Origin of the sequence: Streptomyces sp. NPDC059524 (assembly GCF_042749255.1) — a bacterium.
Classification (GTDB): Bacteria; Actinomycetota; Actinomycetes; order Streptomycetales; family Streptomycetaceae; genus Streptomyces; species Streptomyces xanthii.
Map to the genome: position 1 here is coordinate 19118 of NZ_JBHYTK010000093.1, position 12226 is coordinate 31343.

Here is a 12226-nt window from a genome sequence, read left to right on the forward strand (position 1 = left end):
CCTCCGGCGATTGAGGAGCGGGGTCCGGGGCGGAGCCCCGTGGCGGTGAGCCCAGGCGCCGAGAGGCACTCGGCCCTACATTGGTAGGCACCCCCTCCCCTCGCGAGGCCCGGAGCCGATGATGCCGGTGATCACAGACCCAGCCCCCCTGGCGGAACTGCTGCGCCAGGACCCTGAAATGGCCGAGGTCATCCTCGCCGAGGCCGAGCGCCAAGCGAACTCGCTCCAGCTGATCGCCGCCGAGAACTTCACCTCGCCCGCGGTCCTGGAAGCCCTCGGCTCGCCGCTCGCCAACAAGTACGCGGAGGGGTATCCCGGCGCCCGCCATCACGGCGGGTGCGAGCTCGTCGACATGGCCGAGCGGATCGCCGTGGAGCGTGCCAAGGCCCTGTTCGGCGCCGAGCACGTCAACGTCCAGGCGCACAGCGGCTCCTCCGCCGTCCTCGCCGCGTACGCCGTCCTGCTGCGCCCCGGCGACACCGTCCTCGCGATGGGGCTCCAGTCCGGCGGCCACCTCACCCACGGCTCCCCGGCGAACTTCTCGGGCCGCTGGTTCGACTTCGTGCCCTATGGGGTCGACCCGGAGAGCGGCCTGATCGACTACGACCGGGTGCACGCCATCGCCCGCGCCCACCGCCCCAAGGCGATCGTCTGTGGCTCGATCTCGTACCCCCGGCACATCGACTACGCGGCCTTCCGCGCCATCGCCGACGACGTGGGCGCCCACCTCATCGCGGACGCCGCGCACCCCATCGGGCTCGTCGCCGGGGGAGCGGCGCCCAACCCGGTCCCGTACGCGGACATCGTCTGCGCCACCACGCACAAGGTGCTGCGCGGGCCGCGCGGCGGGATGCTGCTGTGCGACGCGGAGCTCGCGGACCGGGTGGACCGCGCGGTGTTCCCGTTCACCCAGGGCGGCGCGCAGATGCACACGATCGCGGCCAAGGCCGTCGCGTTCGGGGAGGCGTCGACCCCGGCGTTCAGCGGGTACGCGCATCAGGTGGTGGCCAACGCGCGGGTGCTCGCGGGCGCGCTGGGGGCGGAGGGCTTCGCCGTCACCACCGGCGGCACCGACACACATCTGGTCACCGTCGACCCGTCCCCGCTCGACGTCCCCGGAGCGGTCGCCCGCGGCCGGCTCGCCTCCGCCGGTATGGTCCTCGACACCTGCGCGCTGCCCTACGGCGACGGGCGTGGCCTGCGCCTGGGCACCGCCGCCGTCACCACGCAGGGCATGGGCGAGGCGGAGATGGCCCGGATCGCGGTGCTCTTCGCCGGGGTCGTACGGGACGATCTCGACCTGCGCGTGGCCCGCGAGGAGGTCCGTGACCTGGCCGGATCCTTTCCCCCGTATCCGGCGTCGTACCCGGCGCGAGACGGGGTAGGCGTCCCCGCGGGACACCCGGAGGCGGGTGCCTGAGGGCCACGGTGGCGTCACAGGGCCGTCACTCGTGCAACCATCGTCGCTACCCGGAAGTCCTCACTCCCAACCACGCGAAGCTAGGGTGTGGGGCTGAGATGGCCAGCGATACCTGTGGGGAAGCCCGTGCGTGAATACCTGCTGACGCTCTGCATCACGGCCGCGGTGACCTATCTGCTCACAGGCCCGGTGCGGAAGTTCGCGATCGTGGCCGGCGCCATGCCGGAGATCCGGGCACGTGACGTGCACCGGGAACCCACGCCGCGGCTCGGCGGTATCGCCATGTTCTTCGGTCTGTGCGCGGGCCTGCTGGTCGCCGACCACCTGACCAATCTCGACCAGGTCTTCGACTCGTCGAACGAGCCGCGCGCGCTGCTCTCCGGCGCCGCGCTGATCTGGCTGATCGGTGTCCTCGACGACAAGTTCGAGATCGACGCCCTGATCAAGCTCGGCGGCCAGATGATCGCCGCCGGCGTCATGGTCATGCAGGGTCTGACGATCCTGTGGCTGCCGGTCCCGGGTGTCGGCACGGTCTCCCTGACCCAGTGGCAGGGCACGCTCCTCACGGTCGCGCTCGTCGTCATCACCATCAACGCAGTGAACTTCGTCGACGGCCTCGACGGCCTCGCCTCCGGCATGGTCTGCATCGCCGCCGCCGCGTTCTTCCTGTACGCGTACCGCATCTGGTACGGCTACGGGATCGAGGCGGCCGCCCCCGCGACGCTGTTCGCGGCGATCCTGATGGGCATGTGCCTCGGCTTCCTGCCGCACAACATGCATCCCGCGCGCATCTTCATGGGCGACTCCGGCTCGATGCTCATCGGTCTGGTCCTCGCCGCGGGCGCCATCTCCATGACGGGGCAGATCGACCCGGACGCGCTGCGCCTCAACCTCGGCGGCAGCACCCGGGACACGACCCACGCGATGCTCCCCGTCTTCATCCCCCTCGTGATGCCCCTCACGGTCATCGCGATCCCGTTCGCGGACCTGGTCCTCGCGATCGTGCGCCGCACCTGGAACGGCCAGTCGCCCTTCGCCGCCGACCGCGGTCACCTGCACCACCGCCTCCTCGAGATCGGCCACTCGCACTCCCGCGCGGTGCTGATCATGTACTTCTGGTCGGCGCTCATCGCCTTCGGCACGGTCGCGTACTCGGTGCACTCCGCGTCGGGGATGTGGGTGATGCTCACGATCGTCGCCCTGAGCTTCGTGGGCCTGGTCCTCCTCCTGCTCCCCCGCTTCACCCCCCGCGCCCCTCTCTGGGCCCAACACCTGGTCCCCCCGCGCTACCGCCGCAGGCCCCCGCAGCCGGCCCCCCAGGCCCCCTCCCCGGACGCCCCCACCACCCCCGAACCGGAACCGACCCCGATCCCGGCCGGCATCAACGGAGCGACGGCGATCGGCGGCCGTTCGCGCTTCATGGACCGGCGCAAGGCGGAGTCGTCGCGGTGAACCGTGAGCGACACGTTGCACACGTGGCGTGAGTGGATTCCTGGTGCGTGACGGATCCCCTGTGATAGCAATGTTCATGTCATTGGGGGAGTGCCGTCCCTGACCAGGGCGGTGCGTCCCACTCGTTCATGAGTGGAGGTATGACATGCGCAAATCTGTAGCGCTGGGAGTGGCTGTCGTGGCGTTCAGCGGTTCGCTGGCGTTCACGGGAGCGACTGCTGTGGCCGCACCTCAGGTGCAGGCCGTCCCGTCCGGAGAGGTCAGCGCCCAGGGCGCTGTGCCGGGCTGCGTCAAGGTCAAGAAGACCACGCAGGACGAGGGGTACAAGACCTACAAGGTCACGAACAAGTGCTCCGGCACGAAGAAGCTCAAGGGCCTCTTCAAGTATGGCTACGACTCCGCGTGCACCTCGGTGAAGAAGAACAAGACGGCCCTCCTGTCCTCGACCCAGCCGTGGGTCGGGTGGGACAAGGTCGTGACCTGCTGACGGTGCCGAGCGCCGCACTGCGCGGCTCCTGAACGGAGGTTGGCGCCCCCGGGATCCGGTTGGATCTTCGGGGGCGTCAACATGTGTATGCGATGCCGGCCCGCCGGATACAGCGTGCGGGTGTCAAATCGCCCCAATACAGGAAAAAATCTCGATCCGCACGCACAGACGGGCAGGTTCCCTCTCATGTGTGACGGTTGGCACACCATCTAGGTAAAGACCGCATCAAATAGTTTGTGATACCGTTCACGAGAACCGGGGATAGCGCCGAAAGACCGTAGTGCGACGGTCCGTTGGCCCGAAGAACCCTCTCGACCCCGGACTACGCTCGTCCATGACGACACCTGCCCCCACCAGCAAGCGGAGCTGCCGCCATGCCGTCCAATGACGCACGGACCCTTGTCCACATCGCTGTGCCCACAGCCGCCGTCGGCGCCATCGCCGTCGTGGTCAGTGCTGTGGTCGCCGGTGGCAAGGGTGCGCTCGGTGCGGTCATCGGCACGCTGGTGGTCATCGCCCTCATGGGCGTGGGGCTCGTGGTGCTCGAACGCACTGCCAAATCGCTTCCGCACCTGTTCCAGATGATGGGACTGATGCTGTACGCGGCGCAGTTGCTGCTCATGGTGGTCTTCATCGCACTGTTCAAGGACGCGACGTTCTTCAATCCGAAGGCGTTCGCGATCACGCTGGTCGTGGCCACGCTCACGTGGATCGCCGCGCAGACGCGCGCCCACATGAAGGCCAAGATCCTCTACGTCGAACCCGACGAGCAGAAGGGCGACAAGCCCGAGAACTCGGGGTCGAAGTCGTGAACCGTAGGGGCGGGATAAAGGCGGGTTCCCGACCCTGCTATCGTCCGGTGCCAACTGCGGCATCGCGGGCGCGGGCATCCGAGCTGACGCCTGCACTAGCGCGAGGCTCGAAGCCCAACTGCCGCCCCCACATCCGTAACACCAGTCCCGTGCCGAACTGCGGCCCTGCGCCGCGCCGACACAACGAGGTTGCCGTACCTATGCGCCACGCTGAAGGAGCCCGCGGTGAGTGCTGACCCGACGCAGGTGCTCGCCTTCGAGACCGACTGCCACCTTTTTGACGGGTGTGGCTTTCCGGCTCCTGGCCTGCACTCGTTCATGTTCGAGCCCCTCTGGGGTGACGCGGACAGCAACTTGTACTTCAACAAGACGATGCTGCTGGCGCTGCTCGGCTCGATCGTCATCGTCGGCTTCTTCTGGATGGCCTTCCGCAAGCCGAAGGTCGTCCCGGGCAAGCTCCAGATGGTCGCCGAGGCCGGCTACGACTTCGTGCGCCGCGGCATCGTCTACGAGACGATCGGCAAGCGCGAGGGCGAGAAGTACGTGCCCCTCGTGGTCTCGCTCTTCTTCTTCGTGTGGATGATGAACCTCTGGTCGATCATCCCGGTCGCGCAGTTCCCCGTGACGGCGATCATCTCGTACCCGGCGGTACTCGCCGGCATCGTGTACATCACATGGGTCTCGCTGACGTTCAAGCGCCACGGCTTCGTCGGCGCGTTCAAGAACTTCACCGGCTTCGACAAGTCGCTCGGCCCGGTTGCCTACCTGGCCGCCTTCATTGAGCTCTTCTCGAACCTCCTGGTCCGCCCGTTCACGCACGCGGTCCGACTGTTCGCGAACATGTTCGCGGGTCACACCCTGCTGCTGCTCTTCACGATCGCCAGCTGGTACATGCTGAACGGCATCGGCATCGCCTACTCCGGCGTCAGCTTCCTCATGACCATCGTGATGACCGCCTTCGAGCTCTTCATCCAGGCTGTCCAGGCGTACGTCTTCGTTCTGCTGACGTGCACCTACATCCAGGGCGCGCTCGCCGAGCACCACTGAGCCCGCACGCTTTCCCCCTTAAAACATCCGGTGGCCAATCTCCACCGGTCCAGTAAAGAGAAGGAAGAACCGGCATGTCCGCTCTCCAGACCCTCGCTGCGGTCGACGGCTCCCTCAGCTCCGTCGGTTACGGTCTCGCCGCCATCGGCCCCGGCGTCGGCGTCGGCATCATCTTCGGTAACGGCACCCAGGCCCTTGCCCGTCAGCCTGAGGCCGCCGGCCTGATCCGTGCCAACCAGATCCTCGGCTTCGCCTTCTGTGAGGCGCTCGCCCTCATCGGTCTGGTCATGCCGTTCGTCTACTAAGACGAGCTGGACGATCAAGCCTCATTAGACGAAAGGCACTGATGTGAACCCCCTGGTTCAGCTCGCAGCGGAGGGTGCGGAGAACCCGCTCGTTCCGCCGATCCCTGAGCTCGTGATCGGCTTTATCGCCTTCGTCATCGTCTTCGGCTTCCTCGCCAAGAAGCTCCTCCCGAACATCAACAAGGTTCTGGACGAGCGTCGCGAGGCCATCGAAGGCGGTATCGAGAAGGCTGAGGCCGCTCAGACCGAGGCCCAGAGCGTGCTCGAGCAGTACAAGGCTCAGCTCGCCGAGGCCCGGCACGAGGCCGCGCGGCTGCGCCAGGAGGCGCAGGAGCAGGGCGCCGCTCTCATCGCCGAGATGCGTGCGGAAGGCCAGCGGCAGCGTGAGGAGATCATCGCCGCAGGTCACGCCCAGATCGACGCCGACCGCAAGGCCGCCGCTCAGGCGTTGCGTCAGGACGTTGGCCAGCTGGCCACCGACCTGGCCGGCAAGCTGGTCGGCGAGTCCCTCGAGGACCACGCCCGGCAGTCGCGCACGATCGACCGCTTCCTCGACGAGCTCGAGGAGAAGGCAGAGGCTGCTCGATGACGGCCCACGGAGCGAGCCGCGAGGCTCTCGCCACCGCGCGTGAGCGCCTGGACGCGCTGACCGACTCCACGTCGGCCGACGCCAAGGCGCTGGCCGGCGACCTGGCCGCGGTGACCGCGCTGCTCGACCGCGAGGTGTCGCTGCGTCGGGTCCTGACCGACCCGGCGCAGGCCGGCGACGCCAAGGCCGAGCTGGCGACCCGCCTGCTCGGCGGCCAGGTCAGCGGCCCCGCCGCCGACCTGGTGGCCGGTCTGGTCCGCTCCCGTTGGTCGGCGTCCCGCGACCTCGTCGACTCCCTCGAGGAGCTGGCGAACATCGCGGACCTCACCGCGGCGCAGAAGCGCGGTGAGCTGGACGACGTCGAGGACGAGCTGTTCCGCTTCGGACGGATCGTCGCCTCCAACACCGAGCTGCGTGCCGCGCTGACCGACAAGGCCGCTTCGGCCTCGGCGCGTGGCGAGCTCGTGCGGCGCCTCCTCGGCGGCCGGGCCATGCCCACCACCGAGCGCCTGGTCGAGCGTCTTGTGACCGCGCCGCGTGGACGTAGCCTGGAAGGGGGACTCGAGTCCCTCTCCAAGCTCGCCGCCGAGCGCCGGGAGCGCATGGTGGCGGTCGTCACCACCGCGGTCCCGCTGAGCGACCCGCAGAAGCAGCGCCTGGGTGCGACCCTGGCGAAGCTCTACGGCCGCCAGATGCACCTCAACCTGGACGTGGACCCCGAGGTCCTCGGCGGGATCAAGGTGCAGGTGGGCGACGAGGTCATCAACGGCTCGATCGCGGACCGTATCGAGGAGGCCAGCCGCCGTATGGCCGGCTGACCGACTCACCACGTACTACCTACGGCCCTAGTTGGCCGTGCAGAGAATTCCTGGGGGCTGACCCCAGACCCCCCAAGAAGACTTTCGGGCCCAACAAGGAGAGCAGGGAACCCAGATGGCGGAGCTCACGATCCGGCCGGAGGAGATCCGGGACGCGCTGGAGAACTTTGTCCAGGCGTACAAGCCGGACGCGGCCTCGCGCGAGGAGGTCGGTACGGTCACCCTTGCCGGCGACGGCATCGCGAAGGTCGAGGGTCTGCCCTCGGCCATGGCCAACGAACTGCTGAAGTTCGAGGACGGCACCCTCGGCCTCGCCCTCAACCTCGAGGAGCGCGAGATCGGTGCGATCGTCCTCGGCGAGTTCAGCGGCATCGAGGAGGGTCAGCCGGTCTCCCGTACCGGTGAGGTCCTCTCCGTCGGCGTCGGCGAGGGCTACCTGGGTCGCGTCGTCGACCCGCTCGGCAACCCGATCGACGGCCTCGGCGAGATCGAGACCACCGGCCGCCGCGCCCTCGAGCTGCAGGCCCCCACGGTCATGCAGCGCAAGTCGGTGCACGAGCCGATGGAGACCGGCTACAAGGCCGTCGACGCGATGACCCCCGTCGGCCGTGGTCAGCGTCAGCTGATCATCGGTGACCGCCAGACCGGCAAGACCGCCCTGGCCGTCGACACGATCATCAACCAGCGTGACAACTGGCGCACCGGCGACCCGTCGAAGCAGGTCCGCTGCATCTACGTCGCCATCGGTCAGAAGGGCTCCACCATCGCCTCCGTGCGCGGTGCCCTCGAAGAGGCCGGCGCGCTGGAGTACACGACCATCGTCGCCGCCCCGGCGTCCGACCCGGCCGGCTTCAAGTACCTGGCGCCGTACACCGGTTCGGCCATCGGTCAGCAGTGGATGTACGAGGGCAAGCACGTCCTCATCATCTTCGACGACCTGTCGAAGCAGGCCGACGCCTACCGCGCCGTGTCCCTGCTGCTCCGCCGCCCGCCGGGGCGCGAGGCCTACCCCGGTGACGTCTTCTACCTGCACTCCCGTCTGCTCGAGCGCTGCGCGAAGCTCTCGGACGACATGGGCGCCGGTTCGATGACGGGTCTGCCGATCGTCGAGACGAAGGCCAACGACGTCTCCGCGTTCATCCCGACCAACGTCATCTCCATCACCGACGGCCAGTGCTTCCTGGAGTCGGACCTGTTCAACGCCGGTCAGCGCCCCGCGCTGAACGTCGGTATCTCCGTCTCCCGAGTCGGTGGTTCCGCGCAGCACAAGGCGATGAAGCAGGTCTCCGGCCGTCTGCGCGTGGACCTGGCCCAGTTCCGTGAGCTCGAGGCGTTCGCCGCCTTCGGTTCGGACCTGGACGCCGCGTCGAAGGCGCAGCTGGAGCGCGGTCAGCGCATGGTCGAGCTGCTCAAGCAGGCTCAGTACCAGCCCATGCCGACCGAGGACCAGGTCGTCTCCGTCTGGGCCGGCACCACCGGCAAGATGGACGACGTGCCGGTCGCCGACATCCGTCGCTTCGAGAAGGAGCTCCTGGAGTACCTGCACCGCAAGGAGCAGGGCCTCATGACCTCCATCAAGGAGGGCGGCAAGATGTCGGACGACACGCTTCAGGCCGTCGGCGAGGCCATCGCGGACTTCAAGAAGCAGTTCGAGACCGCGGACGGCAAGCTGCTCGGCGAGGACGCTCCGGCCGTCAACGTCTCCAAGTGACGTAAGGAAGGGACCTGACTCATGGGAGCCCAGCTCCGGGTCTACAAGCGTCGCATCCGATCCGTCACCGCGACCAAGAAGATCACCAAGGCGATGGAGATGATCGCCGCCTCGCGCGTCGTCAAGGCGCAGCGCAAGGTGGCGGCCTCCACGCCGTACGCGACCGAGCTCACCCGCGCGGTCACGGCGGTGGGGACCGGGTCGAACACCAAGCACCCGCTGACCACGCAGGCCGACCAGGTCACGCGCTCCGCAGTCCTGCTGCTGACGAGTGACCGCGGTCTCGCCGGTGCGTTCAACTCCAACGCCATCAAGGCCGCGGAGCAGCTCACCGAGCGTCTGCAGGCAGAGGGCAAGCAGGTCGACTCGTACATCGTCGGTCGTCGCGGTGTCGCCCACTACAACTTCCGCGAGCGCAAGATCGCGGAGCAGTGGACGGGCTTCACGGACGAGCCGACGTACGCGGACGCCAAGAAGGTCGCGGGCCCGCTGATCGAGGCCATCGAGAAGGACACGGCCGAGGGCGGCGTGGATGAACTCCACATCGTCTACACCGAGTTCGTCTCGATGATGACGCAGACGGCCATCGACGGCCGGCTGCTGCCGCTCAGCCTCGAAGAGGTGGCCGAGGAGTCGTCCGCGAAGGACGAGATCCTGCCGCTGTACGACTTCGAGCCGTCGGCGGAGGACGTCCTCGACGCCCTGCTGCCGCGGTACGTCGAGAGCCGTATCTACAACGCGCTGCTGCAGTCGGCTGCCTCCAAGCACGCCGCCACGCGGCGCGCGATGAAGTCGGCCACGGACAACGCGGGCGACCTCATCAACACGCTTTCCCGGCTGGCCTCCGCGGCCCGCCAGGCGGAGATCACCAACGAAATCAGCGAGATCGTCGGCGGCGCTGCCGCTCTGGCCGACGCGACCGCGGGGAGTGACAGGTAATGACGACGACAGTTGAGACGGCCGCTGCCACGGGCCGCGTCGCCCGGGTCATCGGCCCGGTCGTCGACGTGGAGTTCCCCGTCGACGCGATGCCGGACATCTACAACGCCCTTCACGTCGAGGTGGCCGACCCGGCCAAGGACGGCGAGAAGAAGACGCTGACGCTCGAGGTCGCCCAGCACCTCGGCGACGGCCTGGTCCGCGCGATCTCGATGCAGCCCACCGACGGTCTGGTTCGCCAGGCCCCGGTCACCGACACGGGCACGGGCATCTCCGTCCCCGTCGGTGACTTCACCAAGGGCAAGGTGTTCAACACCCTCGGTGAGGTGCTGAACGTCGACGAGCAGTACGACGGCGAGCGCTGGTCCATCCACCGCAAGGCCCCGAACTTCGACGAGCTCGAGTCGAAGACCGAGATGTTCGAGACCGGCGTCAAGGTCATCGACCTTCTCACCCCGTACGTCAAGGGTGGAAAGATCGGTCTGTTCGGTGGTGCCGGCGTCGGCAAGACGGTGCTCATCCAGGAGATGATCTACCGCGTCGCCAACAACCACGACGGTGTCTCCGTGTTCGCCGGTGTCGGTGAGCGCACGCGTGAGGGCAACGACCTCATCGAGGAGATGGCGGACTCGGGCGTCATCGACAAGACCGCCCTTGTCTTCGGCCAGATGGACGAGCCCCCGGGCACCCGTCTGCGCGTGGCCCTCGCGGGTCTGACCATGGCGGAGTACTTCCGCGATGTGCAGAAGCAGGACGTGCTGTTCTTCATCGACAACATCTTCCGCTTCACGCAGGCCGGCTCCGAGGTCTCCACGCTGCTCGGCCGCATGCCGTCCGCCGTGGGTTACCAGCCGAACCTGGCCGACGAGATGGGTCTCCTCCAGGAGCGCATCACGTCGACCCGTGGTCACTCGATCACCTCGATGCAGGCGATCTACGTCCCCGCGGACGACCTGACCGACCCGGCCCCGGCCACCACGTTCGCCCACCTCGACGCGACGACGGTTCTCTCCCGTCCGATCTCCGAGAAGGGCATCTACCCGGCCGTGGACCCGCTGGACTCCACGTCCCGCATCCTGGACCCTCGCTACATCGCGCAGGACCACTACGACGCCGCCATGCGCGTCAAGACGGTTCTGCAGAAGTACAAGGACCTCCAGGACATCATCGCGATCCTCGGTATCGACGAGCTCGGCGAGGAGGACAAGCTCACTGTCCACCGCGCCCGTCGCGTGGAGCGCTTCCTGTCCCAGAACACCCACGTCGCCAAGCAGTTCACCGGCGTCGACGGGTCGGACGTCCCGCTGGACGAGTCGATCGCGGCCTTCAACGCGATCATCGACGGTGAGTACGACCACTTCCCGGAGCAGGCGTTCTTCATGTGCGGTGGCATTGAGGACCTCAAGGCCAACGCCAAGGAGCTCGGCGTCTCCTGAGCCCCGTGCTCTCTGGGAGGGCCGGGTCTGTCCCGGCCCTCCCGCAACGCCCACTAGACTTTGACCCAACACCCGGCAGCGAATGCCGCCGGGTGGTGACCCGAGGAGCCCACCTTGGCTGCTGAGCTGCACGTCGAGCTCGTCGCCGCGGACCGCAGTGTCTGGTCCGGCGAGGCCACCCTGGTCGTCGCACGCACCACGTCCGGCGACATCGGCGTCATGCCCGGTCACCAGCCGCTGCTCGGTGTGCTGGAGTCGGGCCCCGTGACGATCCGTACGAGCGACGGAGGGACGGTCGTGGCTGCGGTCCACGGCGGTTTCATCTCGTTCGCGGACAACAAGCTGTCGTTGCTGGCCGAGATCGCCGAGCTGTCGGACGAGATCGATGTCCAGCGTGCGGAGCGGGCGCTGGAGCGCGCGAAGTCGGACGCGGACGCGTCCGCCGAGCGGCGTGCCGATGTCCGACTGCGTGCGGTGGCGGTTCGCTGACCTCAGCGAGCCCCAGGACGTGCCTCAGCCGCGGCCCGGTCCGGAGTTGATCTCCGGACCAGGTCGCGGCTGAGGCGGTATACAACTGTTTTTGCTGTTCCGTTATCAGGCGTTGGATCCGTCGCGAAGCGAGGAGGTCGGTACAGATGGTCCTCGTTGTCGCGTTGTGTGTGGTCGCGGTCGTCGTACTCGTACTGCTGGGGCTGTTCGTCTTCGGGCTGCGGCGGCGGCTGATCCAGCGCTCGGGCGGCACGTTCGACTGCTCGTTGCGGTGGGACGCGCCGGCGCCCGACGCGGACGATGCCTCCGGCAAGGGCTGGGGTTACGGCATCGCCCGCTACAACGGGGACCGGGTCGAGTGGTTCCGCGTCTTCTCCTACGCGCCCCGGCCGCGGCGGGTTCTCGAGCGGGCGGCCATCGAGGTCACCGGGCGCCGGGCCCCCGAGGGCGAGGAGGAGCTCGCGCTCCTGTCCGACGCGATCGTTCTCGCCTGTACGCATCGCGGCGCTCGGCTTGAGCTGGCGATGAGCGAGGATGCGCTTACGGGTTTCCTGGCGTGGCTCGAGGCGGCGCCGCCCGGGCAGCGCGTGAACGTGGCCTGATCTTCGGCTTTCCGTCCGGTGGGGGCTGGTCGCGCAGTTCCCCGCGCCCCTGAAATGCATGGCGCTTCGCGCCGCATTTCCCCGATGGGGCACCGCCCTGATGGAGATCGCGCACGAAG

General features: G+C 68.0%; 13 protein-coding genes. All 13 read left to right on the forward strand.

The features are described 5' to 3' along the window. The first annotated feature begins 121 nt into the window (after positions 1 to 121). The 13 genes from glyA to ACFW9D_RS24270 all read left to right on the forward strand — a co-directional run bounded on the left by glyA (position 122) and on the right by ACFW9D_RS24270 (position 12107). Positions 122 to 1420, forward strand: coding sequence for a serine hydroxymethyltransferase (glyA, locus tag ACFW9D_RS24210; protein WP_384624673.1), 1299 nt, complete (start codon positions 122 to 124; stop codon positions 1418 to 1420). Positions 1421 to 1546: 126 nt separating this feature from the next. Further along, on the forward strand, positions 1547 to 2872 hold the full coding sequence (locus ACFW9D_RS24215; protein ID WP_384624676.1) for an MraY family glycosyltransferase: 1326 nt from the start codon (positions 1547 to 1549) through the stop codon (positions 2870 to 2872). A 145-nt stretch (positions 2873 to 3017) separates the two neighbouring features. Continuing rightward, positions 3018 to 3359, forward strand: a complete 342-nt coding sequence (locus ACFW9D_RS24220) for a hypothetical protein (protein ID WP_384624679.1) — start codon at positions 3018 to 3020, stop codon at positions 3357 to 3359. A 374-nt stretch (positions 3360 to 3733) separates the two neighbouring features. Next, entirely contained in the window at positions 3734 to 4171 is a 438-nt protein-coding gene (locus ACFW9D_RS24225) for a hypothetical protein (protein WP_384624682.1), read from the forward strand. 225 nt (positions 4172 to 4396) lie between these two features. Continuing rightward, positions 4397 to 5218, forward strand: a complete 822-nt coding sequence (gene atpB / locus ACFW9D_RS24230) for a F0F1 ATP synthase subunit A (protein WP_384624685.1) — start codon at positions 4397 to 4399, stop codon at positions 5216 to 5218. A gap of 74 nt (positions 5219 to 5292) precedes the next feature. Beyond that, the gene (atpE, locus tag ACFW9D_RS24235) at positions 5293 to 5523 is read left to right on the forward strand and encodes an ATP synthase F0 subunit C (RefSeq protein ID WP_384624688.1); all 231 of its coding nucleotides are present in this window, start codon (positions 5293 to 5295) and stop codon (positions 5521 to 5523) included. A 43-nt stretch (positions 5524 to 5566) separates the two neighbouring features. After that, entirely contained in the window at positions 5567 to 6112 is a 546-nt protein-coding gene (locus ACFW9D_RS24240) for a F0F1 ATP synthase subunit B (protein WP_384624691.1), read from the forward strand. Continuing rightward, a complete protein-coding gene (locus ACFW9D_RS24245) occupies positions 6109 to 6930 on the forward strand; it encodes a F0F1 ATP synthase subunit delta (RefSeq protein WP_188336852.1) in 822 nt (273 codons plus the stop codon). The genes ACFW9D_RS24240 and ACFW9D_RS24245 overlap by 4 nt, the downstream gene beginning before the upstream one ends. A 115-nt stretch (positions 6931 to 7045) precedes the next feature. Further along, the gene (gene atpA, locus ACFW9D_RS24250; protein ID WP_188336851.1) at positions 7046 to 8641 is read left to right on the forward strand and encodes a F0F1 ATP synthase subunit alpha; all 1596 of its coding nucleotides are present in this window, start codon (positions 7046 to 7048) and stop codon (positions 8639 to 8641) included. Between the two features lie 21 nt (positions 8642 to 8662). After that, entirely contained in the window at positions 8663 to 9580 is a 918-nt protein-coding gene (locus ACFW9D_RS24255) for a F0F1 ATP synthase subunit gamma (RefSeq protein WP_188336850.1), read from the forward strand. Then, the gene (gene atpD / locus ACFW9D_RS24260) at positions 9580 to 11016 is read left to right on the forward strand and encodes a F0F1 ATP synthase subunit beta (RefSeq protein ID WP_188336849.1); all 1437 of its coding nucleotides are present in this window, start codon (positions 9580 to 9582) and stop codon (positions 11014 to 11016) included. Before ACFW9D_RS24255 ends, atpD begins: the two co-directional genes overlap by 1 nt. Before the next feature lie 114 nt (positions 11017 to 11130). Continuing rightward, positions 11131 to 11505 (forward strand): F0F1 ATP synthase subunit epsilon, encoded by a 375-nt coding sequence (locus ACFW9D_RS24265; protein ID WP_188336848.1) that lies wholly within the window; start codon positions 11131 to 11133, stop codon positions 11503 to 11505. Between the two features lie 146 nt (positions 11506 to 11651). Next, complete coding sequence (locus ACFW9D_RS24270; protein ID WP_384624697.1) at positions 11652 to 12107, forward strand: DUF2550 domain-containing protein; 456 nt, start codon at positions 11652 to 11654, stop codon at positions 12105 to 12107. Positions 12108 to 12226 lie beyond the last annotated feature (119 nt).